Here is a 26,584-nt window from a genome sequence, read left to right as displayed (position 1 = left end):
CGCGACGGCATGACGGACAGGCTGGGTGAGCTCACCGCCGCGGGCGTGGCGGTCTGGCTCGATGATCTTTCGCGGACGCGACTCAGCTCCGGCGGGCTGGACCGGCTACGCCGGGAAAAGCACCTGGTTGGGGTGACCAGCAACCCAACGATCTTCGCCAAGGCCCTGGGCGACGCCAAGGAGTACGACTGGCAGCTGCATGACCTCGCGATGCGCGGGGTGAACGTCGAGGAGGCGGTCCGGCTCCTCACCGCGTACGACGTGCGCTGGGCCTGTGACGTGATGCGACCGGCGTACGAGGCGACCGCGGGAGTGGACGGACGGGTCTCGCTGGAGGTGGACCCGCGGCTGGCGTACGAGACCGACCAGACCGTCGCCGAGGCACGGGCACTCTGGTGGCTGGTGGACCGGCCGAACCTGTTCATCAAGATCCCGGCCACCGAGGCCGGGCTGCCGGCGATCACCGCCGCCCTGGCCGAGGGGATCAGCGTGAACGTCACGCTGATCTTCGGCCTGGACCGCTACTCGGCGGTCATGGAGGCGTTCCTGACCGGCCTGGAGCAGGCGAAGGCGAACGGCCACGACCTGTCCAAGATCGGCTCAGTGGCGTCGTTCTTCGTCTCCCGGGTCGACACCGAGGTCGACAAGCGGCTGGAGAAGGTCGGCTCGGAGCAGGCCGGCGCGCTGCGCGGTCGGGCGGCGATCGCCAACGCCCGACTGGCCTACGAGCGCTACAGCCAGGTCTTCGCCTCCGACCGGTGGCAGGCCCTCGCCGACGCCGGGGCGCATCCGCAGCGACCGCTCTGGGCCTCTACCTCAACGAAGAACCCGGACTACCGGGACGTGATCTACGTCGAGGAGCTGATCGCCCCCGGCACCGTCAACACGATGCCGGAGCCGGTGATCAACGCCTACGCCGAGCACGGCGAGACCAGCGGTGACACCGTCACCGGTGGCTACGACGAGGCGCGGGAGGTCTTCGCGGGCCTGGCCGCGGCGGGGGTTGACCTGACCGACGTGATCGACACCCTGGAGCGCGAGGGGGTGGAGAAGTTCGAGGCGAGCTGGAAAGAGCTCCTCGAAGGTGTCCGCCGCTCCCTTGCCGCCGCCAACCGGGGCATCGACCACCCCGGCGACGCCGCCACCGACAACGCGCAGGCCGCCGAGCGGGCGGGAGGCAACGCGTGAGCGAGCTTCACGGACAGCCCGTCGAGGCCGCTGCGGGCCTCTCCGTGCGCGGGGCGGACGCGGTCGACCAGGCCGCGGCCGCCTCCACCCGGACCGCGGTGACCACGGCCGGCATTCCCGGCAAACTGGCGGCGAAGGACCCCACGCTCTGGGGGCCGGAGGCCCAGGACGAGGCGCGGATTCGGCTGGGTTGGGTCGACACCCACACCCGTAGCCGGGAGCTGCTTCCGCAACTCGCCGAGCTGACCTCGGAACTGGCCGACCTGGACCACGTGGTGCTCTGTGGGATGGGTGGTTCGTCGCTGGCTCCCGAGGTGATCGCCCGGACGCTCGGCCGGCCGCTGACCATCCTGGACACCACCGATCCGGGCCAGATCCGGGCGGCGCTCGCCGACCGCCTGGAGCGGACCGTCGTCGTGGTGGCCAGCAAGTCCGGTTCAACCGTGGAGACCGACAGCCAGCGGCGCGCGTACTGGCAGGCGTTCCTCGACGCGGGGATGTCCGAGGCGGAGGCCGGACGGCACTTCGTGATCGTTACCGACCCGGGCTCGCCGCTGGCGGCGACCGCTGCCGAAATGGGCGCGTTCACCGTGCTGGCCGACCCGAACGTCGGCGGGCGCTTCGCCGCGCTGACCGCGTTCGGACTCGTTCCGACGGCGCTGGCCGGGGTCGAGGTGGCCGAACTGCTGGACCAGGCCGAGGCCTTCGCCGGGTCGTTGGCCGCCGAGCGGGACAATCCGGCGCTGGCGCTGGGTGCCGCGCTGGGTGCGGCGGCCACCGCCGGCCGGGACAAGGTGGCGCTGGTCTCGGACGGCAGCGGAATCGACGGGCTCGGTGACTGGGCCGAACAGTTGATCGCCGAGTCGACCGGCAAGTCCGGAATCGGCATCCTGCCGGTCGTCGTCGAGTCGCCGACCAGCCCGGGCGCCACCGGCGCAGACATCCTCACCATCAGCTACGGCGGGGCGCTGACCGCCGGGGAACTCAGCGGCGGGGAACGTGCCGGTGGCACGCCGGACGTGGCGGTCAACGGGCCGTTGGGGGCGCAGTTCCTCGCCTGGGAGTACGCGGTCGCGGTCGCCGGCGTGGTACTCGGCATCGACACGTTCAACCAACCGAACGTCACCGAGAGCAAGGAGAACACCAACAAGATCCTGGCCTCGGGCGCGCCGACGGAACAGCCGTCGTTCACTGAAGGCGCGATCGAGGTGTACGCCCCGGCGGACGTGCCGAACGACCTGGCCGGCGCCTTGCGCTGGCTGATCGACGGCGTGGATGACGACGGGTATCTCGCGGTCATGGCGTACCTCGACCGCGGGGCCGACGCGGAAGCAGCCCGGCTCCGCCCCGCGTTGGCCGAGGCCATCAACCCGCCGGTGACCTTCGGCTGGGGCCCCCGGTTCCTGCACTCCACCGGGCAATATCACAAGGGCGGCCCGCAGGTGGGCAGTTTCCTCCAGCTAACCGGTACGGTCGACGTTGATCTGCCGGTGCCCGGGAAGCCGTACAGCTTCGGGGAGTTGCAGGCGGCGCAGGCCGCCGGCGACCGGCAGGCCCTGGCTGACCGGAAGCGTCCGGTGCTGCGGCTACACCTGACCGACCGGTCGGCGGGTGTGGCGCAGCTGTTGGAGGCGGCTGGCGCGCTACCCAAGCGACGATGACGGATATAACAAGGCGGAGCGAGGAGACGGCGTGACAAACCCGTTACGCAACCCGCAGGATCGACGGCTGCCCCGCATCCCGGAACCCTGTGCTCTGGTCATCTTCGGCGTTACCGGGGACCTGGCCCGCAAGAAGCTGCTACCGGCGGTGTACGACCTCGCGAACCGGGGGCTGTTGCCCCCGAGCTTCGTCGTGCTCGGCTTCGCCCGCCGGGACTGGGGTGACGGCGACTTCGAGTCCCTCGCCCAAGCGGCGGCGAAGGCACACGCCCGCACGCCGTGGCGGGAAGAGGTGTGGGCGCGGCTGGCCGGCAACATCAAGTTTGTCGGCGGGGCGTTCGACGACGATGACGCCTTCGACCAACTCGCAGGGGTGTTGGGGAAGCTACGCCAGACGCACGGAATCCCCGGCAACGCCGCCTTCTACTTCGCCATCCCCCCGGCGGCGTTCCCGGTGGTGCTCAAGCAGCTCGCCCGCACCGGAATGGCGGATAATGCCAGCTCCGGCGGGTGGCGCCGGGTTGTGGTCGAGAAGCCGTTCGGGCATGACCTGCCCTCGGCGAAGGAGCTCAACGACCTGGTGGACGAGGTCTTCACCCGCCGGGACGTCTTCCGCATCGACCACTACTTGGGCAAGGAGACGGTTCAGAACATCCTCGCCCTGCGGTTCGCCAACAACCTGTTCGAGCCGTTGTGGAACTCGAGATACGTCGACTCGGTGCAGATCACCATGGCCGAGGACGTGGGCATCGGCACCCGGGCCGGGTTCTACGACACCGCTGGTGCCGCCCGGGACGTACTCCAAAACCATCTCCTTCAGCTGCTCGCGCTGGTCGCGATGGAGGAGCCCACCAGCTTCGCCGCCGACGAGATCCGCGCCGAGAAGCTCAAGGTACTCAAGGCCATCACCCTGCCACCCGATGTGGACCAGGGGACCGTACGCGGCCAGTACCTGCCCGGCTGGGTTGGCGGCGAACGCGCGCTCGGCTACCTGGACGAGAAGGGGGTCCCGGCGGAATCGACCACCGAGACCTACGTCGCGGTGCAGCTTGGCATCCAGAACCGCCGGTGGGCGGGGGTGCCCTTCTACATCCGCGCCGGCAAGCGAATGCCCCGGCAGGTAACCGAAGTCGCGATTATGTTCAAGAAGGCCCCGCACCTGCCGTTCAACGACGCCGATGTGGAGTCGCTGGGCAACAACCAACTCGTCATCCGGGTCCAGCCGGACGAGGGGGTGGTCCTCAAGTTCGGCTCCAAGGTGCCCGGGACCGCGATGGAGGTCCGCGACATCGCGATGGACTTCCAGTACGGCGAGGCGTTCACCGAGGCCAGTCCGAAGGCGTACGAGCGGCTGGTGCTGGATGTCCTGATCGGCGACCGGACCCTCTTCCCGGACGCCGCCGAGGTCGAACAGAGCTGGCGGGTGGTGGACCCGTTGGAGCAGGCGTGGGCGGACACGAAACCGGAGCCCTACCGATCCGGTGAATGGGGTCCCCGCCGCGCCGACGAGATGCTGGCCCGGACGGGCCGCACCTGGCGGCGGGCGTGACGACCGAACGACGCGAGCAGACCGGGAGGCAGCGATGATCGGCCTGTGGGACACCACCGGCAACGAGGTGGTCAAGGCGCTCGCTGCCGAACGGCGCAGTGCCGGCGGGGTGGCCAGTGGCATGGCACTCACCCTGGTCGTGGTGGTGGACGAGAAGCGGGTCCGCGAGGCGGAGGCAGCGGCGACGATCGCTTCCGCCGCCCACCCGTGCCGGCTGCTGATCGTGGTCCGTTCTGACGTGGATCGGAACCGGAACCGGCTGGACGCGGAGATCGTGGTGGGAGGCCGGCTCGGCCCTGGCGAGGCGGTGGTGGCCCGAATGCACGGGCGGCTGGCCCTGCACGCCGAGTCGGTGGTGATGCCGCTGCTGGTGCCGGACGTACCGGTGGTGACCTGGTGGCACGGGGATCCGCCCGCCGAGATCGCCACCGACTTCCTGGGTGTGGTGGCCGACCGGCGCATCACCGACACCGCGCAGGCCGATAACCCGATCGAGGCGCTGCGACAGCGGGCGCACGACTACGCGCCCGGCGACACCGACCTGGCCTGGACCCGGGTCACGTTGTGGCGCACCCTGGTGGCGGGCGCCTTCGACACCACCGAGGCGCGAGTCACCGCGGCGACCGTGGTGGCGCCACCGACCGATCCGACGGCCGCGCTGATGCGCGGCTGGCTCGCCTCCCGGCTGGGGATCGACCCCGAGTGGCGGCACACCGACCAGTACTCCCGGATGCATGAGGTGCAATTGCGCTGCGCCAACGGCGACGAGCTGACGCTGACCCGCAACGACAGCATGGCGGTGTTCCGCCGCACCGGCCAGGATGACCGCCTCCTGCCGCTGGTGCGCCGGCCCCTCGGCGACGAGCTGGCCGAGGAGTTACGCCGGCTCGACGCGGACCAGGTGTACGCGGAGGCGCTCGGCGCCGCCACGGGGCTCTCCGGGCTGCAACGCCGTCCCGCCCAGCGGGTGCATGTCTGGAAGGACCCGGCTCAGGCCCGGCGGGCCGAGGCGGGGATCACCGCGCACGCTGGGATCGCGCGGGCATGAGCGAGGCGAGTATCGCGGTCCACGCCGACGCCGATCTGTTGGCGCAGGCGGTGGCCGCCCGGTTACTGGTCCGAATCCTCGATGCGCAGACCGGGCGCGGTCAGGCGTCAGTGGTGTTGACCGGCGGGCGGATCGCCGCCGCCGTCTACCGGGCCTTGGCGGCCCTGCCCGCCCGCGAGGCGGTCGACTGGTCCCGGGTGGACGTCTGGTGGGGCGACGAACGGTTCCTGCCCGAGGGTGACCCGCAGCGCAACGCGACGCAGGCCCGGGCGGCGCTCCTGGACGCGGTGCCGCTAGACCCGGCCCGGGTGCACCCGATGCCGGCTTCGGACGACCCGGCCGGCAGCGACCCGGAGGAGGCCGCCGCCCGGTACGCGGCGGAGCTGGCCCAGGCAGCCCGCCCCGGCACCGCCGCTCTCCCCCACTTTGACGTGCTCCTGCTGGGCGTGGGTGAGGACGGGCACGTGGCATCGGTCTTCCCGGAGCATCCGGTGCACTACGAGAGCCGGCCGGTCAGTGCCGTCCGGGGTAGCCCGAAGCCGCCGCCGATCCGGACCACCCTCACCCTGCCGACAATCAACACTGCGGAGGAGGTCTGGCTGGTCGCCAGCGGCGCGGACAAAGCCCGCGCGGTCGGCCTGGCGCTGGCTGGTGCGGGGCCGGTGCAGCTACCGGCCGCGGGTGTGCGCGGCATCAACCGCACGCTCTGGCTGCTGGATCGGAGCGCCGCCGCCGACCTACCCGCCCGTTTCCGCAGCCTCCGCTGACCTGCCCGCCCAGCGGTGCCGCAGCGTACGCTGCGGCACCGCTGGGCGGCAACACCGACAGCTGGATGGGTGAAGCGGAACCGCGCGCGGTCGTCCGAAGACGAACCGCGCGCGGTGGTGACTCGACGTGCTGGGCTCAGCCGAGGCTGGACTGCTGAAGACGCAGCCAGAGCCCAAGACCGACGATGCAGGCGAACCAGACGATGCCCACCAGAACGGTGTAACGGTCCAGGTTCTTCTCCGCGACCGACGACCCAGCCAGGCTGGAGCTGACCCCGCCGCCGAACATGCTGGACATCCCACCGCCCTTACCCCGGTGTAGCAGGATCAGCAGGGTGAGCATGACGCTCGTAATGACCAACAACACGATCAACGTGTACGCGAACCAGATCGGCATGGCGGGGGACAGTCCTCTCGTTGCGATCCTCGCCCGAGCAGAACGGGCACGGCGGCACCGACCGGCGGACGGGCGGAGTCAAGGATAGCGAAGTGATCAGCCGGTGGTGTGCTCCGGGAACCGGCAGATCTTCGCGAACTCCTCAGCGTCCAGGCTGGCGCCGCCGACAAGGGCGCCGTCCACGTCCGGCTGAGCCATGATGGCAGCTACGTTCGACGACTTGACCGACCCGCCGTACAGGATCCGAACCTGATCGGCCGTCTCCGAACCGAAGTGCCCGGCAAGGCGCTGACGGAGCGCCCCACACACCTCCTGGGCGTCCTCCGGGGTGGCCGTCTTGCCGGTGCCGATCGCCCAGACCGGCTCGTACGCGACGACAACCTGGGTCACCTGCTCGGCGGAGATCCCCTTGAGGGCGGCGTCGAGCTGGTCGTTGCAGTGCACCACCTGGCTGCCCTGCTCCCGGACGTCCAGCCCCTCCCCCACGCAGAGGATCGGGCTGAGGCCATGGGTGAGGGCCGCCTGCACCTTCGCGTTGACGACCGCGTCATCCTCGTAGTGGTTCGCCCGCCGCTCGGAGTGGCCGACCGTCACGTAGGTGCAGCCCAGCTTCGTCAGCATCGGCCCGGCGATGTCACCGGTGTGCGCACCCGACGCGTGCGGCGAGAGGTCCTGCGCGCCATAGCCAACCAGCAGCTTGTCCCCGTCCACGGCGGTCTGCACCGTCCGTAGGTCGGTGAACGGCGGCAGCACCACCGTCTCGACATCGGTGAGTTGCTGCGCGGTGAGACTCGCGGCGAGCTTCTGCACCAGCAGATTCGCCTCGAGATGGTTAAGGTTCATCTTCCAGTTGCCGGCCATCAGGGGCCGGCGGGTGGGGTTGGCCATTCAGTTCTCCAAGGCCGCGATGCCGGGGAGGGTCTTGCCCTCCAGGTACTCAAGACTGGCGCCACCGCCGGTTGAGATGTGGCTGAACGCCTGCTCGTCGAGGCCGAGGGCCCGCACCGCGGCGGCGGAGTCGCCGCCGCCGACCACGGTGAACGCGTCCGACTTCGCGATCGCCTCGGCGACGCCGCGGGTGCCGTGCGCGAAGGCCGCCATCTCGAACACGCCCATCGGGCCGTTCCAGAAGATCGTCCGAGCGTCCCGCAACGCGGCGGCGAAACCAGCCACCGTCTCCGGGCCGATGTCGAGCCCGACCCGCTTGCTGGGGATCCCGTCGGCCCGCACCGTGTCGTGCGCGGCGTCGGGGGCAAACGCGTCCGCCGCCACCACGTCAACCGGAAGCATGATCTTGCCATCGGCCCGCTCCAGCAGGCTCCGACAGGTCTCGACCATCTCCTCCTCCAACAGCGAGGAGCCCACCTCGTGACCCTGCGCCTTGAGGAAGGTGAAACACATGCCGCCGCCGACCAGCAGCCGGTCGACCTTCGGCAGCAACGCCTCGATCACCGCCAGCTTGTCGGAGACCTTCGACCCACCGAGCACCACCACGTACGGGCGGTCCGGCTCCCCGGCGAGGGTGCCGAGCACCTCCACCTCGCGCAGCACCAGCCGGCCCGCCACGTGCGGCAGCCGGGCCGGTACGTCGTACACGCTGGCGTGTCGACGGTGCACCGCGCCGAACGCGTCGTCCACGTACGCGTCGGCGAGCGCGGCGAGCTGGTCGGCGAAGGCGCCCCGCTCCGCCTCGTCCTTGCTGGTCTCACCCGGGTTGAACCGGAGGTTTTCCAGCAGGGCGACCTGACCGTCGGCGAGGCCGGCCACGGTGGACCGGGCCGAGTCGCCGACCGTGTCCTCGGCGAAGTGCACCGGCGCGCCGAGCAGCTCACCGAGCCGCCCGGCGACCGGGCGCAGGCTGAACGCCGGGTCGGGGCTGCCCTTCGGCCGCCCCAGGTGGGAGCAGACGACCACCTTCGCGCCGGCCTGGACCAGGGCGCCCAGGGTCGGCAGCACGGCCCGGATCCGGCCGTCGTCGGTGATCTGACCAGTCTGCTTGTCGAGCGGGACGTTCAGGTCCGCGCGGACCAACACCCGCCGACCCGTTACCTCCTCGGCGAGCAGGTCGTCGAGGGTGCGGATAGTCACCGGACCGACCTTCCCTTCGTCACCAGGCCCCCCGCGAGCTGCCTACGCGCACTCACAGCGACTGACCAACCAGCTTCACGAGATCCACCAGGCGGTTCGAGTAGCCCCACTCGTTGTCGTACCAGCCGACGATCTTCACCTGGTTGCCGATCACCTTGGTCAGCGGGGCGTCGAAGATGCAGGACGCCGGGTCGGTGACGATGTCGGCCGAGACGATCGGGTCCTCGTTGTAGGACAGAACGCCGTTGAGCGGGCCGTTGGCGGCCGCCTTCATCGCGGCGTTGACCTCGTCCACCGTGGTCTCCCGGCCGACGGTGACGGTCAGGTCGGTGGCGGATCCGGTCGGGATCGGCACCCGCAGCGCGTAGCCGTCCAGCCGGCCCTTGAGCTCCGGCAGCACCAGGCCGATCGCCTTCGCCGCACCGGTGGAGGTCGGCACGATGTTCAGCGCGGCGGCGCGGGCGCGGCGCATGTCCTTGTGCGGGGCGTCCTGGAGGTTCTGGTCCTGGGTGTAGGCGTGGATGGTGGTCATCAGACCCTGCTCGATGCCGAACGTGTCCTGCAGGACCTTCGCCATCGGCGCCAGACAGTTGGTGGTGCAGGAGGCGTTGGAGATGATGGCGTGCTTGGCCGGGTCATACTCCGCGTGGTTGACGCCCATCACGACGGTGACGTCTTCGTTCTTCGCCGGCGCGGAGATAATCACCTTCTTGGCGCCGCCGTCAATGTGCGCCTTCGCCTTGGTGGCGTCGGTGAAGAAGCCGGTGGACTCGATGACCACGTCCACGCCCAGCTCGCCCCAGGGCAGCTTCGCCGGGTCCTTCTCGGCGTACGTCTTGATGGTCTTGCCGCCCACGGTGATCTCGTCCGCGCTGGCCTTCACCTCGTGCGGCAGCCGGCCGAGGATGCTGTCGTACTTGACAAGGTGGGCAAGCGTCGCGTTGTCGGTCAGGTCGTTGACCGCAACGACCTCGACGTCAGCGCCGGACGCCAGCACTGCCCGGAAGAAGTTACGGCCGATCCGGCCGAAGCCGTTGATGCCAACCCGGATGGTCACAGGTCCCATCTCCTCGCGTTCTAGTCCGCCGGCGTGATGACCCACGGGCCGGCGACTAGTCTGCGCCAGCCGGTGGAACCGGCCGTTTGACGGTTCATCTCGGCCGCCCCGCCGCGGTCCGAGGGACCGACCGCCCGAGGCGGTGCGCACGGCGAGGAATGCCGAGTGCCGGCTCCCTTGCCGTACGCAGCGACCCTATCCGAGCACGGGGGTTCACGCTGCGGCGGGTGGCGATCCTGCCGCCCCGTAAGCCACCACCGTCCTATCAGACCACGAGCATGTCCGGCGTGACTGCCGCTTCGGTATCCGGGATGCCGAGATCGCGGGCGCGCTTGTCGGCGAGCGCGAGCAGCCGCCGGATCCGCCCGGCGATCGCGTCCTTGGTCAACGGCGGGTCGGCGAGCGCGCCCAGTTCCTCCAGCGATGCCTGGCGGTGCTCCAGCCGCAGCCGCCCAGCCGAGGTCAGGTGATGCGGCGCGTCGTCGGCAAGGATCTCCAGGGCACGGGTGACCCGGGCGGCGGCGGCGACCGCGGCGCGCGCCGACCGTCGCAGGTTCGCGTCATCGAAGTTCGCCAACCGGTTCGCGGTGGCCCGCACCTCCCGCCGGACCCGACGTTCCTCCCAGGCCAGCACGCTGGCGTGGGCACCGATCCGGGTGAGCAGGGCGGCGATGGCGTCACCGTCCTTGACGACCACCCGGTCCACGCCGCGCACCTCGCGGTTCTTCGCGGCGATGCCGATCCGGCGGGCCGCGCCGACCAGAGCAAGTGCCGACTCCGGGCCGGGGCAGGTGATCTCCATCGCACTGGAGCGACCCGGCTCGGTCAACGAACCGTGCGCCATGAAGGCGCCGCGCCACGCCGAGACCGCGCAGCAGACGTTGGCGGCCACCACGTGCGGTGGCAGGCCCCGCACCGGACGACCACGGACATCGAGCAACCCGGTCTGCCGGGCCAGGAACTCGCCGTCCTTGACCACCCGCACGATGAAGTGGCTGCCTTTGCGCAGACCACCGGAGGCGAGGACGTGGATCTCGCTGGGGTAGCCGTAGACCTCGGCGATCTCCCGCCGCAGCCGCCGGGCCACCGCCCCGGTGTCCAACTCGGCCTCCACGACCACCCGACCGGAGACGATGTGCAACCCGCCGGCGAAGCGCAGCAGCGCCGCCATCTCCGCCCGCCGGCAGCAGGGCTTGGGCACGTCAACCCGGCTCAGCTCGTCCTTAACCGCCGCCGTCATCGCCATTGTGCGTCCTCTCACGGACCGGTTCCGGCGTGTCGCCGGAGATTACGTACGTGTCTAACGAGCGGCACCCAGGACCGGCACCAAAGCAGCGGCGAGAGCAACCGAATCATGACAGGGTGTGCCATCGTTGACCGCGACCGGGGCGAGGATCAGCCGAGCACCCAGCGATTCTGCCGCACGCTCGACCGGATCGGGATCACCCACCGCCTTGAGGTCTCCGAGTACGCAGTCGACCTGCAGCTTCGGCAGGTACCACCGCAGCTCGGCCAGGTGATCAGCGACGGAGAGCCCGAACGTCTCCTTCTCGGCGGCCAGGTTCAGGGTGACCAGCCGGCGGGCGGGGCTCGCGACGATCGCCGCGGCCAGCTCCGGCACCAACAGGTGCGGCAGTACGCTGGTGTACCAGCTACCCGGGCCGAAGAGGAGCCAGTCGGCCGCGCCGATGGCGGCCAGCGTCTCGGGGCAAGCCGCCGGCGCCTCCGGGTTCAGCCGCAGCGACTCGACCCGCCCAGTGGTGACGGCCACCTGATGCTGGCCGCTGACGATGCTCACCTCGGTCGGCCGGCCGCGGTCAGCTCCCCGGACCCGCGCCTCGATCCCGATCGGCTCGCAGGACATCGGCAGCACCCGCCCGACCGTGCCCAGCATCGCGCCGGCGTGCTCCAGCGCCGCCACCGGGTCGCCGAGCAGCTCCATCAGCCCGCAGAGCACGAGATTGCCGACGGCGTGCCCGGTCAGTCCGCTCGCGGTGGCCGCCCGGTCGCCGGTCGTCGGGACCGCGGCGAAGCGGTGCTGGAAGAGCCCGGCGCTGCGCTGGGTGGCGGGGTGATCACCGGCCAGCGCGACGAGCGCCTGCCGCAGGTCCCCCGGCGGGAGCCCGCCCCGCTCCGCGCGCAGCCGGCCACTGGACCCGCCATCGTCGCCGACCGTCACCACAGCGGTCAGATCAAGGTCGAGTTCGGGAGCGCAGCGCCGCAGTGCCCGCAGCGAAGCGGAGAGTCCGTGCCCACCACCGAAGGCGACCACCCGGATGGCCGTCACTCGCGCCCCAGGTCCCGGTGCTGCGCGTTGGCGGCGAGGCCGGTCTTGCGCAGCCGCGCGGCCAACTCCTCGGCGATGGCGACACTGCGGTGCTTGCCGCCGGTGCAACCGACGGCGGCGGTCAGATAGCGCTTACCCTCCCGCTCGAATCCGGCGGTGGTGGCGTTGAGCAGGTCGGCGTAGGTCGCCACGAAGTCCTCGGCGCCCGCCTGGCCCAACACGTACGAACTGACCGCCTCCACCTGCCCGGTGTGCTCGCGCAGTTCCGGAACCCAGTACGGGTTCGGCAGGAACCGGGCGTCGCAGACGAAGTCGGCATCCGGCGGCACGCCGTACTTGAAACCGAACGACACCACAGTCACCCGCAGCCGGCGGGCATCCTCGGCGCCGAAGAGCTCCTCGATCCGCCGACGCAGCTGATTGACGTTGAGGTGGCTGGTGTCGACGAACACATCGGCCTGGTCACGGGCCCCCTCCAGCAGCCCGCGCTCCACCGCGATGCCGTCCGCGAGCCGCCCCTCCCCCTGCAACGGGTGCGAACGCCGGACGCTCTCAAAGCGCCGGATCAACACCTCGTCGTCGGCGTCAACGAAGACCACCCGCGGGGCGAAACCCCGCTCCTTGAGTTCTCGGATCGCTCCGGCCAGGTCGGTGGAGAACGCCCGGGAGCGCACGTCGAGCACCATCGCCGTACGCCGGGCGGCGCCACCGGCCTTCATCGCCAGCTCGGCCATGTCCAGCATCAGCGCCTGGGGCAGGTTGTCGACCACGTAGTAGCCGACATTCTCCAGGGCGCGGGCGACGGTGCTGCGCCCACCGCCGGAAACCCCGGTCACCACCACGAGCGTGGTGTCAGTATCCGACGGGTCGGGCCCACCCGACACGCTCGTCTGCCCCTCGATCACCTAGTACCCCCAACCTGTGGCACCGCGACCGGGAATCGGGCCACGGGTTCGAACAGCGACTCTAACCCGCCGATCGGCACAGATCTCCCGCGTCACATTCCCGACAACGGGACAGTCCGCTCACCATCGGCCACCACATCTTCTCCGCCCGCGACAATCGCAGGCTGCCGCCCTTTCGGAGGGTGCCCCGCAGTGCGGCACGCCTGGGCGTCCCGCTAACGAGCAGGTCAATGGTCCGCCCCACGTCGACCGGTCCCACGGCGCTCGGGTGGCCCAGCCCGGCCGGGGTGACCCGGGTGACGGTTGCGGGCATGGCGGTCCGAGTTCGCCGAGCGTGGGCTGGCCGAGCTGGGCAAGGTCGCGCCGGGCCGTGGCCGACGTCGTGGGCCTGTACCTGAACCCGCCGGACAAGGCGGTGGTCTTGTGCATGGACGAGAAGTCCCAGATCCAGGCTCTGGACCACACCCAGGCGAGCCTGCCGCTCAGGCCCGGGCGGGCCGGCACGATGACCCACGACTACATGCGCCACGGCACCACAACCCTGTTCGCCGCAGCGCCGGGAGTTCCGGATCATGACGAAAGTCACCCCGCGGGAATTCGGGAACTCCACCAGACCCCGCGGCGACTACCCGTCGTTCGAGAAGCGATGTGGTGATGACAGGGTGACGAGGCAAGTGGGCGATACGAATTCGTTGAGTCGGCGCAGGTTACTTGGAGGGTTGGCCGCCACAGGGGTGGTGTCGGCGGCCGGTGGCGCGGTCCTCGCTAATGGCGTGCCTGGTGCTGACGAGGAGCATTCTGATCCCGCGGCTCCGGAGGCCGACGACGCGGCAACAGTCGCTTTCCACGGCCCCGTTCAGGCAGGTATCTGGACGCCGCCACAGCGGCACGTGATCTTCTCCTCCTTCAATATAGTGTCCCCCGACATCAAGGATCTGACCGCGCTGCTGAAGGAGTGGACGCTGGCGTGTGAGGCCCTTACTGCTGGCCGGGAGGTACATGGTCGACAGGGCCGGCGAACGGAGTTACGTCCCGATAGCGGGTTGGCGCTCGGCCTGGAGCCCGCCCAGCTGACGATCACCTGGGGGTTCGGACCCTCGCTGTTTGACAGTCGCTTCGGGCTCGCCGATCGGCGCCCGATCGGTCTCACCCCCCTACCCGCCTTCCCCGGCGACCAACTGTCCGCAAGCAGCAGTGACGGCGACGTGGTGGTCCAGCTGTGCGCTGACGATCGTCAGATACTCACGCACGCGTTTCTCGAGCTACGGGCGGTAGCGGTCGGCCGTGCCACACTTCGGTGGAGTCAGCATGGCTTTTCCTCACCTAGCTCTGATGGCGCGCCGCAACGCAGCCTGATCGGGCATCATGATGGCACCGCGAATCCATCGCCGAACAGCGACCTTGCCCAGCAGCTGGTGCTGTCGACCTCCACGTCCGAGCAGGCGTGGATGCGCGGGGGAACGTATGGGGTCTTTCGGAAGATACGACTGCGGTTAGGGCCGTGGCACAGCACGCCGGCCGCTGAACAGGATCGTGTGGTCGGCCGCCGGCTGGTGGAGGGAAGTCCCTTGTCGGCGCCGGCGGACGCACCGCTCCACACGCCGGTCGACCTTACCGCCCGCGATTCCGCCGGATCGCCACCAATCCACGCCAGGGCACACGTGAGGGGTATGCATCGCTTTCCCATGTACCGGCGTGGCTACAACTACGACGATGGCTTCAATGCGTCCGACAACTCCCAGCAGGCGCACCCTCCCGCGGACCCGGCCATTGATCACGACCATGGACCAGCCGGACGAGGCGCCGCCCACAACGCGTATGACGCCGGACTGCTGTTCGTTACCTTCAACGCCGACCCAGGTCGACAATTCGTACCGGCGCAACGGCACATCGCGGCATCCGACGACTTGGCGACGTTCATGCTGACAGTGGCCAGCGCCCTTTATGCGGTGCCTCCCGGAGTGCAGCCAGGCCAGCACCTCGGCCACGAACTACTCGCGGGCATCGCCTAGCGATTTCGGGCATGGATATACGAGCCTTCGGCAGTGCGCTGATCTCAGCGATACATAAGGGTTGTCTGGTGCGACACGGGCAAAGGTGCTGAGTCGAGCGGCGATGGAAACAGGCGTGGAGCCATCGATAGGCATGTCCTTGCGACAGATCCACGTCTTCGAGACGGCTCCACGTGACTACCTAGCGTGCCACGGTCGACGCCCCGAGGGAACTCGTGCAGTACCTCGGCCGGCTACTCGCCGCGCAGCGCCGAGCCACCGGGCTACCTGGCATGGCTGAACCGTCGCGTCAGGGGCCACTCGTAGACTGCGCCCCATGCCCTCCCCCACCGACCAGCAGCCCGCCGCGCTGGAAACACTGCGGCGTATCTTCGGCTACGACGCCTTCCGGGGCTTCCAGCAGGAGGTCATCGAGCACCTGGCGGCCGGCGGGGACGCCCTGGTGCTGATGCCCACCGGCGGCGGCAAGTCGCTCTGCTACCAGATCCCGGCGCTGCTGCGGGACGGAGTCGCGGTGGTGGTGTCACCGTTGATCGCGCTGATGCAGGACCAGGTCGACGCGCTGACCGCGGTCGGGGTCCGGGCAGGCTTCCTCAACTCGACGCTGGACCTCGACGCCCGCCGCGCCGTCGAGCGGGCCTTCGTCGCCGGGGAGCTGGATCTGCTCTACCTCGCCCCGGAGGCCCTGGGCACCCGGGGCGTGCAGCACCTGCTCGACCAGGGGCGGATCAGCCTCTTCGCGATCGACGAGGCGCACTGCGTGTCGCAGTGGGGGCACGACTTCCGCCCGGACTACCTCGCCCTGTCGATGCTGCACGAACGTTGGCCGGGGGTGCCCCGGGTGGCGTTGACCGCCACCGCGACCAGCGCCACCCGGGACGAGATCGCCACCCGGCTCCAGCTCACCTCGGCCCGACACTTCGTCGCCAGCTTCGACCGACCCAACATCCAGTACCGCATCGCGGCGAAGCGGGAGCCGAAGCGGCAGCTGCTGGCCCTGCTCCGGGACGAGCACCCGGGGGACGCCGGCATCATCTACTGCCTCTCCCGGGCCAGCGTGGAGAAGACGGCGGAGTTCCTGGTCGACAACGGCATCGCCGCGCTGCCCTACCACGCCGGCCTGGACGCGGTCACCCGTGCTCGACACCAGCAGCGTTTCCTGCGCGAGGACGGCCTGGTCATGGTCGCGACGATCGCGTTCGGGATGGGCATCGACAAGCCAGACGTACGGTTCGTCGCCCACCTTGATCTACCGAAGTCGGTGGAGGGCTACTACCAGGAGACCGGCCGCGCCGGACGGGACGGCCTGCCGGCGACGGCCTGGCTCGCCTACGGTCTGACGGATGTGGTGCAACAGCGCCGGCTGATCGACACCTCGGAGGGGGACCTGGCGCACCGGCGAAACCTCGCCGCCCATCTGGAGGCGATGCTCGCGCTCTGCGAGACGGTCCGCTGCCGGCGGGTGCAGCTCTTGGACTACTTCGGCGAGACCGCCGCCGCCTGCGGCAACTGCGACACCTGCCTGCAGCCGCCCGAGTCGTGGGACGGCACGGTCGCCGCGCAGAAGCTGCTCTCCACGGTCTACCGGCTCGACCGGGAACGTAACCAACGCTTCGGCGCCGGGCACTGCGTCGACATCCTGCTCGGCCGCGTCACCGACAAAATCAAGCAGCACCGGCACGACTCCCTGACGGTCTTCGGCATCGGCACCGAGCTGAGCGAGGCGGAGTGGCGGGGGGTGGTCCGGCAGCTGCTCGCCGAGGGGCTGCTGGCGGTCGAGGGAGACTACGGCACTCTGGCCCTCACCGACACCAGCGCGGAGGTGCTGGGCCGGCGTCGCACCGTCATGCTCCGCCGCGAGCCGGCCCGGAAGGCCCGACCGGCGAAGCCGCGCGGCGCGGCCACCGTGGTCGCCGAGCTGGCGCCAGCCGCCGCCGAGGCCTTCGAGCGGCTGCGTGCCTGGCGGGCCGCCACCGCCAAGGAGCAGGGCGTGCCCGCCTATGTGATCTTCCACGATGCCACGCTGCGGCAGATCGCCACCGACGCGCCGGCCGCCCTGGCCGACCTTTCTCAGGTCAGTGGCGTCGGCGAGGCAAAGCTGGCGAAGTACGGCGAGCAGGTGCTGGCCGTACTCGCCGACGGCCCACACCCGGCTTAATCACAGGTCGCTGGCGTTCTGCCGCAGCTCCCGTAGCCCAACCTCGTCCACGTGACCCACGTTAGCCGGGTGTGTGCAGGTCCGTGCCGGTGTCATCGACGGTGCAGCCTCGGGCGATGAACTCCGTCAGCACCGGGGCGAGGGTCTGCGACGACGGTATGTGCCCCTCGCCGGGCAGCACCCGATGCGTGCCCTGCGGCAGCGCCGCAGCGGCGGCACGGGCCACCTCGATCATCCAGTCTGGGCTCTCGCCGCCGCTGAGCACCAGCGCAGGGACAGAAACCCGGGCGGCGACCTCCACCGGCAGGATGCCACCGCGGCTACGGTCGCCCATGACCGCCGAGTCGTAGGCGAGCGTCGGCGCGAGTGCCACCACGTCGGCCCACCACGGCTCGTGGCGCAGCTCGGCCACCACCTCCGCCGGCACGCCGGTGGTCTGGAAGAACAGCGCCACCGCGTCGTCGCGTCGATCCTCCGACAGCAGCGTGGTCAGGGCCTCGGCGTAGTCGCGGGCCTCCTGGCGGTCCTCGTCGATGTCCGCGCCGAACGGTGGTTCGTGGAGCACGATCGCCTTGGCCGGCACCCCGGCTGCCGCGGCATGCAGCACCAGTGCGGCACCGGACGAGTGCCCGTACAGGATGGCGTCGGCACCGAGATCGTTGACGAGGGCAGCGATATCCTCGACCTCCCGCTCGACGGCGTACGGGCTGGAGTCGCCGCTGTCGCCCCGCCCACGGCGGTCATAGTTGACGACCGGTAGGTGGGCGCCGAGCCCTTCGGCCAGCTGGCGGGTCTTCGCCCGGTCGCAGGTGGCGCCGCCGACCACGATCAGCGAATCCGCACCGTGCTCTCCGTAGCGTTCGTACGCGATCGCCGTGCCGTCCGCGGATGTCACCTTCAGCATGCCCAACCCTTCTGTCAGCAACGCTCAGATAGACACGTACTAGGTGCGGGGTTCATCTGGCTGCGTCGAATCGCCGAGCGCGGCGAGGATCGCCTCGGCGGTCCGCTTGCCGACCCCAGGGACCTCGGTGATCTCCTCCACCGAGGCGGCGGAGAGCCGCTTCAGCGAGCCGAAGTGGCGCAGCAGCGCCTTGCGCCGCACCTCGCCCAGCCCGGGGACCCGGTCCAGCGCCGACTCGGTCATCCGCCGGGAACGCCGCTGCCGGTGGAACGTGATGGCGAACCGGTGCGCCTCGTCCCGTACCCGTTGCAGCAGGTAGAGGCCCTGCGAGGTGCGCGGCAGAATGGCCGGGAAGTCGTCGTCGGGCAGCCACACCTCCTCCAGCCGCTTCGCCAGCCCGCACAGCGCCACATCATCGACGCCCAACTCGGCGAGGGCCTGCGCCGCCGCCGCTACCTGCGGCGCACCCCCGTCCACCACCACCAGCTGCGGTGGGTAGGCGAACTTGCGCGGCCGGCCGGTCGTCGGGTCGACCAGGGTGCCGACCCGCGGCTCGTCGGGCACGCCCGGCCCGGTCGAAGCCGGCCCGGCCGGGGTGGCTGGGTCACCGGCCGACTCGACACCGGCCTCCCCCGTCTCGGCCCGCGCGTCCAGGTAGCGGGCGAACCGCCGCCGCAGCACCTCCGACATCGCCGAGAGGTCGTCGGTGGCGCCCCGGATGATGAACCGCCGGTACTCGCTCTTGCGCGGCAGCCCGTCCTCGAAAACCACCATGCTGGCCACCACGTCGGTGCCCTGGATCTGGGAGATGTCGTAACACTCGATGCGCAGCGGCGCCGTCTGCAGGCCCAACGTCTCGGCGATCTCGTCGAGGGCCTTGCTCCGGGTGGTCAGATCACCGGCGCGTTTGAGCTTGTGCCGGGCCAGGGCGTCGGTGGCGTTACGCGCGACCGTCTCCAGCAGGGCCCGCTTGTCGCCGCGCTGCGGCACCCGCAGCGTCACCCGGCTGCCGCGGTGGTCGGAGAGCCAGTCGGCGAGCGCCTCGACATCGGCGGGCAGCTCGGGCACGAGCAGTTCCCGGGGGATATCCACCTCACCGTGCTCCCCGCCGTACACCTGGGTGCAGAAATGGTGGACGAGATCGCCGATGCTCAGCTCCTCGGTCTTCTCGACCACCCAACCGCGTTGGCCGCGGATGCGCCCGTCCCGCACGTGAAACACCTGCACAGCCGCCTCGAGCGGGTCATCGGCGAAGGCGACCACATCGGCGTCGGTGCCGTCGCCGAAGACCACGGTCTGCTTCTCCATCGCCCGGCGCAGTGCGGCCAGGTCGTCGCGGAGCCGGGCGGCCCGCTCGAACTCCAGCTCCGCGCTGGCGTCGGCCATCTCCCGCTCCAGCCGGCGGACCATAAGGTCGGCCCGGCCGCCCATGAAGTCGCAGAAGCCGTCCACGATCGCCCGGTGCTCCTCGGCGGAGACGCTGCCGACGCAGGGCGCGGAGCACTTGTCGATATAGCCCAGCAGACAGGGGCGGCCGACCTGACCGGCCCGCTTGAACACCCCCGACGAGCAGGTACGCGCCGGAAAGACCCGGAGCAGCAGGTCAAGCGTCTCGCGAATCGCCCAGGCATGCGAGTACGGCCCGAAGTAGCGCACACCCTTGCGCTTCGCTCCCCGCATGACCTGGAGCCGGGGGAACTCCTCGGCAACGGTGACCGCCAGGTACGGGTAGGACTTGTCGTCCCGGTAGCGGACGTTGAACCGCGGATCGTACTGCTTGATCTCGGTGAACTCCTGCTGGAGCGCCTCGACCTCGGTGGCGACGGAGATCCAGTCCACCGATTCGGCGGTGAAGACCATCTGCCGGGTGCGCTGGTGCAGATTGACCGGGTCGGCGAAGTAGGAGTTGAGCCGGGAACGCAGGTTGCGCGCCTTGCCAACATAGATCACCCGGCCGGTCCCGTCACGGAACCGGTAGACCCCCGGTGATTCCGGGATCGTGCCGGGGGCGGGACGGTAGGACGAGGGATCAGCCACGTTCCGAGCCTAGTCGCCGGCTCCGACAGCCCCCTGCTCCGCCAGCCCCCTGGCACACCACTCCAACAGCCCCCGCCGCGCCAGCGCCGACAACCCCATGGCACGCCAGCACCGGCAGCCCCATGGCACGCCGGCCGCTCGGTCAGGCGAGCGAGATCCGGTCGCCGGTGACCTTGACGTCCCGCGGGGCGAGAGGCTTGGTCGACGGGCCGGCCTGCACCGCACCATCCTCGATCGAGAACTTGCTCCCGTGACAGGTGCAGTTGATCGTGCCACCGTCAACGTTCGCCACCGGGCAGCCCTGGTGGGGGCAGATCGGGTCGAAGCCCTTGAACTCCCCCGGCGATGGCTGGGTGATGACAATCCCCTGGGCGGCGTAGACGGCGCCACCCCCGACCGGGATATCGCTGGTCCGGGCCAGCGATTGGGCACCCTCCCGATCGCCGCCACCCGGGTCGCCGCTCTCGGTCAGCGCCGGGCCGGGGCTGACCTCGGTCTCGCCGGTGGAGTCGTCGGCGCAGGCGGCCAGGGCCATCGCCGCGCCGACAGCGCCCGCACCGGTCAGCAACACCCGCCGGGTCCGGGCACCGTTGCCAGCCCCGGCTCCGCTGCCAGCGCCGGCTCCGACGCCAGTCCCCGTCGGCATCTGCTCGTCACTCATTTCCGCAATCTCCTCGGCCACCAAACCGCCGCCATGATGTACGCCCCAACCGGCTTCCCGGACGGCGCTCCCGTCGATTCACCCGGTCAGCGCCGCGTTCCTGGCATCCACGCTCGATGTCAACGCCGGGGTCACCCGTGCGACCCTACCCGGCCAGTCGATGCCACCACCCTGGTCACACCGCCGCCCTGGTCACGCCACCGGCCCGAGTCACCCCAACGCCGGGACCGGTGGGCATGACCGGGATCGGTGACGTGGGTCAGTCACTGAGCCGGGGCAGCGGTCTTCCGGGTGGCGCGGGTCTTCGTACCGGCCGCGCGGGGCTTCGCACCGTTGGCCTTGGCCGCCCGGGAGGTGGCCTGCGCCGCGCCCTGCGCCGCGCCATCGAGCTTGAGCACCTGGCGCACAAACTGGCCGGTGTGGCTCTCGGGCACCTCGGCGACCTCCTCCGGGGTACCCGCCGCGAGGACGGTGCCGCCGCGATGGCCGCCCTCCGGCCCCATGTCGATGATCCAGTCGGCAGTCTTGATCACATCGAGGTTGTGCTCGATGGTGATCACAGTGTTGCCCTTGTCGACCAGCCCCTCCAACACCATCAGCAGCTTCCGGATGTCCTCGAAGTGCAGCCCGGTGGTCGGCTCGTCGAGCACGTAGACCGTCCGACCGGTAGAACGCTTCTGCAGCTCCGAGGCGAGCTTGACCCGCTGCGCCTCACCCCCGGAGAGGGTCGGCGCGGGCTGGCCCAGCCGGACGTAGCCGAGCCCCACGTCCACCAGCGTCCGGAGGTGCCGGTGGATGGCCGGAATGGCGGAGAAGAACTCCGCCGCCTCCTCGATCGGCATCTCCAGCACGTCCGAGACGGTCTTGCCCTTGTAGCGCACCTCCAAGGTCTCCCGGTTGTACCGAGCGCCCTTGCAGACCTCACACGGCACGTAGACGTCGGGTAGGAAGTTCATCTCGATCTTGATCGTGCCGTCGCCGGAGCAGGCCTCACATCGGCCCCCCTTGACGTTGAACGAGAACCGGCCCGGCCCGTACCCCCGGACTTTGGCCTCGACCGTCTCGGCGAACAGCTTGCGAACGTGATCCCAGACGCCGGTGTAGGTGGCCGGGTTGGAGCGCGGGGTGCGGCCGATCGGCGACTGGTCCACCCCGACGACCTTGTCCACGTGTTCCAGCCCAGCGACCCGGGTGTGCCGGCCCGGCACCAGCCGCGCCCGGTTGACCTGGTTGGCCAGCACCGCGTACAAAATGTCGTTGACCAGGGTCGACTTGCCGGATCCGCTAACCCCGGTGACAGCGATCAACTGACCGAGCGGGAACGTCACGGTCAGGTTCCGCAGGTTGTGTTCGCGGGCCCCCAGCACCGTCAGCTCCCGGCCCGGCGTCTGCGGACGGCGCCGCTCCGGCGTCGGGATCTCCTTCCGGCCAGCGAGATAGGCCCCGGTCAGCGACTCCGGGTTCTCCAGCAACGCCGGGACCGACCCGCTGTGCACGATCCGGCCGCCGTGTTCGCCCGCCCCCGGGCCGATATCAACGATCCAGTCCGCCGTACGGATGGTGTCCTCGTCGTGCTCGACGACGATCAACGTGTTGCCGAGCCCACGCAGGCGCAACAGCGTCTCGATCAGACGGTGGTTGTCTCGCTGGTGCAGGCCGATCGACGGCTCGTCCAGCACGTAGAGGACGCCGACCAGGCCGGAACCGATCTGGGTGGCCAACCTGATGCGCTGCGCCTCGCCCCCGGAGAGAGTGCCGGCCGGGCGGTCCAGAGAGAGGTAGTCCAAGCCGACATCGAGCAGGAACCGCAGCCGGGCGTTGATCTCCTTGAGGACCCGTTCGGCGATCAGCCGCTGCCGATCGGTCAACTCGACGCCGGCGAGCAACTCGGCGCACTCCCCGACGGACATCCCGCACACCTCGGCGATGCTCCGACCGGCGACGGTGACCGCCAGCACCTCCGGCTTGAGTCGGGCACCGCCGCAGGCGGCACAGGGCACGTCCCGCATATAGCCCTCGTACCTCTCCCGGGACGACTCCGACTCGGTATCCGAGTGCCGGCGCTCGATCCACTGCATCACGCCCTCGAAGCCGGTGTAGTACGAGCGCTCCCGGCCATACTTGTTGCGGTAACGCACGTGCACCTGGTCGTCGGCGCCGTGCAGGATCGTCTTCTGAATCCGGGCCGGCAGGGCCCGCCACGGCGTGTCGAGATCGAAATGCTCCGCCTCGCCCAGCGCCCCCAGCAGACGCAGGAAGTACTCCCCGCCGGACCAGGGCTGGATCGCCCCCTCCCGCAGGGTGCACTCCGGGTCCGGGATCACCAGCTCCGGGTCGACCTCCTTCTTCGTGCCCAGGCCGGTGCACTCCGAGCACGCGCCGTAGGGGGCGTTGAAGGAGAAGACCCGGGGCTCCAGGTCCTCGATCGCGAGCTGGTGGTCGTTGGGGCAGGCCAGATGCTCCGAGTAGCGGCGCTCCCGCTCCGGGTCGTCCTCGGGCAGGTCAACGAAGTCCAGCAGCACCAGACCGCTGGAGAGCCCGAGCGCCGCCTCGACCGAGTCCGTCAGCCGCTGCTTGGCGGACGGCTTCACGGTGAGCCGGTCGATGACCACCTCGATGGTGTGCTTCTCCTGCTTCTTGAGCTTCGGTGGCTCGGTCAGCGGGTGCACCACCCCGTCCACCCGGGCGCGGGCGTAGCCCTTCGCCTGCAGCTCGGCGAAGAGGTCCACATATTCGCCCTTACGACCCCGGACGACCGGTGCGAGCACCATGAACCGGGTGCCCTCGGCCATGGCGAGGACCCGGTCAACGATCTGCTGCGGGGTCTGCCGGGAGATCCGCTCGCCGCAGACCGGGCAGTGCGGCTGACCGATCCGGGCGAAGAGCAGACGCAGGTAGTCGTAGACCTCCGTGATCGTGCCCACAGTCGACCGGGGGTTGCGGGAGGTCGACTTCTGGTCGATGGAGACGGCCGGGCTCAGCCCCTCGATGAAGTCCACATCCGGCTTGTCCATCTGGCCGAGGAACTGCCGCGCGTACGACGACAGCGACTCGACGTAGCGCCGCTGCCCCTCGGCGAAGATAGTGTCGAAGGCCAGGCTCGACTTGCCGGAACCGGACAGCCCGGTGAACACGATGAGCGCGTCCCGCGGCAGGTCGAGACTGACGTCACGCAAGTTGTGCTCGCGCGCGCCACGGATGATAAGTCGGTCAACCACGGTGCGTGTACTCCCGGGGTGCGGATTGATGGCAGTTGTCGCCCGACGACCCCGCCCGGGATGTCTGACCCCGGATGGCGGCCGAGCGGTCATCTGTGCGGTTATGTGCCCGCTGGGCGTCGTAGTAGCCCGTTGGGCGTGGCGGTTACCTGGTCACCGCGTCACCTTCGCTGAGGGTCACCTTGGCTAAGGATCACCTTGGCTGCCGGATCACCTGTTGGCTGCTGGATCACCTGGCTGAGGGTCACCTGGGTTACCTGGTTACCAAGCGCTGAGAGCGCCCTGGCAAGCCTAGCCCTGGGGTGTGACACTTCCCTTCGCCCGCGCATTCCCCCAGCTCAGATCGGTCAGCCGGGCACCGCCCGTACCCCTGGGGTCTCCACCACCGCACCACCGCCCGGCACCGCCACCAGCGCCCGCCCAGCGGAGGTGGGTCGGCCCGCGCCGTCCACCCGCCGGATCGCCGACGTCGGCAGCGCCACCGCGCCGGTCAACGCGTTCACCAGACTCGACCGACCGGCCCGGGACGGGCCGAGCAGGCCGAGGGTCCGACCCGGCGCCACCTCCGCGCGTAGCGGGTCGAGCCCCTCACCCCGCTGCGCGCTCACCGGCAGCACCGGCACCCCCGGCGCCGCCGCCGCGACCTGTCGCACCACCTCAGTCGGATCGGTGGCCAGGTCAGACTTGGTCAGCACCACCAGCGGCCGGGCCCCCGACTCCTGCGCGAGTGCGAGCAGGCGCCCGATCCGTCCGAGGTCGGGCTCGGGACGCATCGGCTCGACCACCGCCGCGACGGTCAGGTTGGCCGCCAGCACCTGCCCGTGGGCGGCCCTGCCGACGGGCGGGCCCATCAACGCGGTACGCCGGGGCAGCACCACCTCGACCGTCACATGCTGGTCGGGCCAGGTCGCGAGCAGCACCCAGTCCCCCACGCACGGCAGGTGCCGCCGGTCCCGGGCAGCCGTGGCCAGCACCGCACCACCGAGGGTGGCGCGGAGCGGACCGGCGGCGGCGAGGACGGTGCACACCCCCCGCTCCACCCAGGCCACCCGGCCCGGCTGATAGTCGGCGCGCCGTCGCGCGTCGGACGCGCGGTCGGCGTCCCAGCCCAGAGCGGTCAGGTCGATGGTCACGGGTTCCACTACCTCCTCCGACCTCCCGGCCTCGCGTTGCCGCCGACCGTAGGGCGCACCGACGCGGACCCGAAACCGATTTCCCCGGCGACGAAGGGACGGCCCGACCGCTAGGGTCGAGAGGTGACCTCCGATCCACTGCGGCTGACCGGCGAGGTGGACGACGCCACGGCCCGTCTCCTGCGCACCACGGCTGACCTTGACGAGACGAGCCTGGCCGCCGCGTCCCTGCTGCCCGGTTGGACCCGAGGACATGTGCTGGCCCACCTCGCCCGCAACGCCGACGGGTTCGTCAACCTGCTGACCGCCGCCCGCACCGGGGAAGCCATCCCGATGTACGCGAGCCCGGCCGCCCGTTCCTCGGACATCGAGGCCGGCGCCTCCCGTCCGCAGGCCGCCCACCTGGACGACCTACGCCGCACCGCGGACCGGTTCGCCGAGGCGGTGGCGGCGATGCCGGCCGAGGCGTGGGGCGCCACCGTCGACACCCGGCGCGGGCCGTGGTCCGCGGCATACCTCGTCTGGGGCCGGCTGCGCGAAGTCGAGGTGCACCACGTGGACCTGGCCGTCGAATACCGGCCCGCCGACTGGCCGGAGGCGTTCGGCCACCGGCTCCTGCGCGAGGTGGCCACCGGCCTGGCCGGGCGCTCCGACGCGCCGCCGATGGTGCTGCGCTGCGACGGCAGGCAGCACGACCTGGTTGTCGGTGACCGCACTGCCGCCGCCCCCACGGTGACCGGCGCGGCGCCCGACCTCGCCGCCTGGCTGATCGGCCGTAGCCCCGGCGCCGCGCTCACCGTCAGCCCCGACGGCCCCCTACCGACCCCACCCGAATGGATCTGACCGACCGATGACCTACACCGGAGACGTCACGCCCGGCGGCCCGCCGGCCGTCCGCGAGCTGGACCGGCTCACCATCGCCAAACTGTCGGTGGGGCCGATGGACAACAACGCCTACCTGCTGCGCTGTCGGACCACCGGCGAGCAGGTCCTGGTCGACGCGGCCAACGAGGCACCCCGGCTGCTCGAGCTGATCGGCGACGCCGGTCTCGCCACAGTGGTGACCACACACCAGCACATGGATCACTGGCTGGCGCTCGAGGAGGTGGTGGCCGAGACCGGGGCCCGACCGTTGGCGCATGCCGAGGACGCGCCAGGGCTGCCGATCAAGGTGGATCCCCTCGCCGACGGTGATCGGGTGTCGGTCGGTGACTGCACGGTGGAGGTGATTCACCTACGCGGGCACACCCCGGGCTCGATCGCCCTGCTCTACCAGGACACGGTCGGCACCTCGCACCTGTTCACCGGCGACAGCCTCTTCCCCGGCGGGGTGGGCAACACCGACCGTGACCCGCAGCGCTTCGGCCAGCTCATTGACGACGTCGAGCGACGCCTGTTCGACCGGCTACCCGACGACACCTGGTTCTACCCGGGCCACGGCAGGGACAGCACCCTCGGCACCGAACGCCCCGCCCTACCCCAGTGGCGTGCCCGAGGCTGGTAGTCCCGTTGAC

The 26,584-nt window shown here is 70.4% G+C and carries 21 protein-coding genes and 1 pseudogene; 10 read left to right on the top strand and 12 right to left on the bottom strand.

Going from position 1 to position 26,584, the window contains the following annotated elements:
- The first annotated feature begins 9 nt into the window (after window positions 1-9).
- The 5 genes from tal to pgl are packed head-to-tail and all read left to right on the top strand — an operon-like array spanning window position 10 to window position 6,213.
- Complete coding sequence (tal, locus tag B116_RS0110275) at window positions 10-1,188, top strand: transaldolase (RefSeq protein ID WP_018722881.1); 1,179 nt, start codon at window positions 10-12, stop codon at window positions 1,186-1,188.
- Window positions 1,185-2,849 carry a glucose-6-phosphate isomerase gene (locus B116_RS0110270; RefSeq protein WP_027660034.1) on the top strand — a complete coding sequence of 555 codons (1,665 nt, stop codon included), beginning with the start codon at window positions 1,185-1,187 and terminating at the stop codon, window positions 2,847-2,849. Before tal ends, B116_RS0110270 begins: the two co-directional genes overlap by 4 nt.
- A gap of 31 nt (window positions 2,850-2,880) precedes the next feature.
- A complete protein-coding gene (gene zwf, locus B116_RS0110265) occupies window positions 2,881-4,398 on the top strand; it encodes a glucose-6-phosphate dehydrogenase (RefSeq protein ID WP_018722879.1) in 1,518 nt (505 codons plus the stop codon).
- A gap of 34 nt (window positions 4,399-4,432) precedes the next feature.
- Window positions 4,433-5,446 carry a glucose-6-phosphate dehydrogenase assembly protein OpcA gene (locus B116_RS0110260; protein ID WP_027660033.1) on the top strand — a complete coding sequence of 338 codons (1,014 nt, stop codon included), beginning with the start codon at window positions 4,433-4,435 and terminating at the stop codon, window positions 5,444-5,446.
- Entirely contained in the window at window positions 5,443-6,213 is a 771-nt protein-coding gene (gene pgl, locus B116_RS0110255) for a 6-phosphogluconolactonase (protein WP_027660032.1), read from the top strand. The genes B116_RS0110260 and pgl overlap by 4 nt, the downstream gene beginning before the upstream one ends.
- 136 nt (window positions 6,214-6,349) lie before the next feature.
- On the opposite strand, the gene secG is transcribed toward pgl, so the two are convergent.
- From secG to rapZ, 7 genes are all read right to left on the bottom strand, one after another.
- Window positions 6,350-6,610: a preprotein translocase subunit SecG gene (gene secG / locus B116_RS0110250; protein WP_018251559.1), complete on the bottom strand. Its 261-nt coding sequence runs from the start codon at window positions 6,608-6,610 to the stop codon at window positions 6,350-6,352.
- A gap of 96 nt (window positions 6,611-6,706) precedes the next feature.
- Window positions 6,707-7,498 (bottom strand): triose-phosphate isomerase, encoded by a 792-nt coding sequence (gene tpiA / locus B116_RS0110245; RefSeq protein ID WP_027660031.1) that lies wholly within the window; start codon window positions 7,496-7,498, stop codon window positions 6,707-6,709.
- The gene (locus B116_RS0110240; protein WP_018722875.1) at window positions 7,499-8,698 is read right to left on the bottom strand and encodes a phosphoglycerate kinase; all 1,200 of its coding nucleotides are present in this window, start codon (window positions 8,696-8,698) and stop codon (window positions 7,499-7,501) included.
- A gap of 52 nt (window positions 8,699-8,750) precedes the next feature.
- A complete protein-coding gene (gap, locus tag B116_RS0110235) occupies window positions 8,751-9,755 on the bottom strand; it encodes a type I glyceraldehyde-3-phosphate dehydrogenase (RefSeq protein WP_018722874.1) in 1,005 nt (334 codons plus the stop codon).
- A gap of 265 nt (window positions 9,756-10,020) precedes the next feature.
- Window positions 10,021-11,001 (bottom strand): DNA-binding protein WhiA, encoded by a 981-nt coding sequence (whiA, locus tag B116_RS0110230; protein ID WP_012014313.1) that lies wholly within the window; start codon window positions 10,999-11,001, stop codon window positions 10,021-10,023.
- Between the two features lie 54 nt (window positions 11,002-11,055).
- Window positions 11,056-12,042 carry a gluconeogenesis factor YvcK family protein gene (locus B116_RS0110225; RefSeq protein WP_018722873.1) on the bottom strand — a complete coding sequence of 329 codons (987 nt, stop codon included), beginning with the start codon at window positions 12,040-12,042 and terminating at the stop codon, window positions 11,056-11,058.
- Window positions 12,039-12,947 carry an RNase adapter RapZ gene (gene rapZ / locus B116_RS0110220; RefSeq protein ID WP_018722872.1) on the bottom strand — a complete coding sequence of 303 codons (909 nt, stop codon included), beginning with the start codon at window positions 12,945-12,947 and terminating at the stop codon, window positions 12,039-12,041. Before rapZ ends, B116_RS0110225 begins: the two co-directional genes overlap by 4 nt.
- A 370-nt stretch (window positions 12,948-13,317) precedes the next feature.
- On the opposite strand from rapZ, the pseudogene B116_RS26545 reads away from it, so the two are divergent.
- The 3 genes and pseudogenes from B116_RS26545 to recQ all read left to right on the top strand — a co-directional run.
- Window positions 13,318-13,500, top strand: a pseudogene (locus tag B116_RS26545) (IS630 family transposase); the annotation flags it as partial.
- Between the two features lie 121 nt (window positions 13,501-13,621).
- On the top strand, window positions 13,622-14,959 hold the full coding sequence (locus B116_RS24990; protein ID WP_188116017.1) for a Dyp-type peroxidase: 1,338 nt from the start codon (window positions 13,622-13,624) through the stop codon (window positions 14,957-14,959).
- Window positions 14,960-15,275: 316 nt separating this feature from the next.
- Window positions 15,276-17,117: a DNA helicase RecQ gene (gene recQ, locus B116_RS0110205; protein ID WP_027660029.1), complete on the top strand. Its 1,842-nt coding sequence runs from the start codon at window positions 15,276-15,278 to the stop codon at window positions 17,115-17,117.
- Window positions 17,118-17,178: 61 nt separating this feature from the next.
- On the opposite strand, the gene B116_RS0110200 is transcribed toward recQ, so the two are convergent.
- The 5 genes from B116_RS0110200 to rsgA form a co-directional block, all read right to left on the bottom strand.
- Complete coding sequence (locus B116_RS0110200) at window positions 17,179-18,021, bottom strand: alpha/beta fold hydrolase (protein ID WP_027660028.1); 843 nt, start codon at window positions 18,019-18,021, stop codon at window positions 17,179-17,181.
- 39 nt (window positions 18,022-18,060) lie between these two features.
- On the bottom strand, window positions 18,061-20,058 hold the full coding sequence (uvrC, locus tag B116_RS0110195; protein WP_027660027.1) for an excinuclease ABC subunit UvrC: 1,998 nt from the start codon (window positions 20,056-20,058) through the stop codon (window positions 18,061-18,063).
- Between the two features lie 142 nt (window positions 20,059-20,200).
- Window positions 20,201-20,719 carry a Rieske (2Fe-2S) protein gene (locus B116_RS0110185; RefSeq protein ID WP_027660026.1) on the bottom strand — a complete coding sequence of 173 codons (519 nt, stop codon included), beginning with the start codon at window positions 20,717-20,719 and terminating at the stop codon, window positions 20,201-20,203.
- Window positions 20,720-20,982: 263 nt separating this feature from the next.
- Window positions 20,983-23,937, bottom strand: a complete 2,955-nt coding sequence (gene uvrA / locus B116_RS0110180) for an excinuclease ABC subunit UvrA (RefSeq protein WP_027660025.1) — start codon at window positions 23,935-23,937, stop codon at window positions 20,983-20,985.
- A gap of 347 nt (window positions 23,938-24,284) precedes the next feature.
- Window positions 24,285-25,079, bottom strand: coding sequence for a GTPase RsgA (rsgA, locus tag B116_RS0110175; RefSeq protein ID WP_027660024.1), 795 nt, complete (start codon window positions 25,077-25,079; stop codon window positions 24,285-24,287).
- Between the two features lie 114 nt (window positions 25,080-25,193).
- Between rsgA and B116_RS0110170 the strand changes: the two genes are divergently transcribed.
- Both B116_RS0110170 and B116_RS0110165 read left to right on the top strand, forming a co-directional pair.
- Window positions 25,194-25,913 carry a maleylpyruvate isomerase family mycothiol-dependent enzyme gene (locus tag B116_RS0110170; protein ID WP_027660023.1) on the top strand — a complete coding sequence of 240 codons (720 nt, stop codon included), beginning with the start codon at window positions 25,194-25,196 and terminating at the stop codon, window positions 25,911-25,913.
- A gap of 7 nt (window positions 25,914-25,920) precedes the next feature.
- Window positions 25,921-26,574 carry an MBL fold metallo-hydrolase gene (locus tag B116_RS0110165; RefSeq protein WP_027660022.1) on the top strand — a complete coding sequence of 218 codons (654 nt, stop codon included), beginning with the start codon at window positions 25,921-25,923 and terminating at the stop codon, window positions 26,572-26,574.
- The last annotated feature ends 10 nt before the right edge of the window (window positions 26,575-26,584 follow it).

It is taken from the genome of Salinispora fenicalii, assembly GCF_000514815.1.
Lineage (GTDB): Bacteria > Actinomycetota > Actinomycetes > Mycobacteriales > Micromonosporaceae > Micromonospora > Micromonospora fenicalii.
Note: the sequence above shows the minus strand (reverse complement) of the source record. Positions and strands in the feature narration are given on the sequence as shown.

Coding starts and splice junctions, on each gene's coding strand:
- tal (WP_018722881.1), top strand. CDS start 10: ATGACGGACAGGCTGGGTGAGCTCACCGCCGCGGGCGTGGCGGTCTGG.
- B116_RS0110260 (WP_027660033.1), top strand. CDS start 4,433: ATGATCGGCCTGTGGGACACCACCGGCAACGAGGTGGTCAAGGCGCTC.
- pgl (WP_027660032.1), top strand. CDS start 5,443: ATGAGCGAGGCGAGTATCGCGGTCCACGCCGACGCCGATCTGTTGGCG.
- secG (WP_018251559.1), bottom strand. CDS start 6,610: ATGCCGATCTGGTTCGCGTACACGTTGATCGTGTTGTTGGTCATTACG.
- tpiA (WP_027660031.1), bottom strand. CDS start 7,498: ATGGCCAACCCCACCCGCCGGCCCCTGATGGCCGGCAACTGGAAGATG.
- whiA (WP_012014313.1), bottom strand. CDS start 11,001: ATGGCGATGACGGCGGCGGTTAAGGACGAGCTGAGCCGGGTTGACGTG.
- recQ (WP_027660029.1), top strand. CDS start 15,276: ATGCCCTCCCCCACCGACCAGCAGCCCGCCGCGCTGGAAACACTGCGG.
- B116_RS0110200 (WP_027660028.1), bottom strand. CDS start 18,021: ATGCTGAAGGTGACATCCGCGGACGGCACGGCGATCGCGTACGAACGC.
- B116_RS0110185 (WP_027660026.1), bottom strand. CDS start 20,719: ATGAGTGACGAGCAGATGCCGACGGGGACTGGCGTCGGAGCCGGCGCT.
- B116_RS0110165 (WP_027660022.1), top strand. CDS start 25,921: ATGACCTACACCGGAGACGTCACGCCCGGCGGCCCGCCGGCCGTCCGC.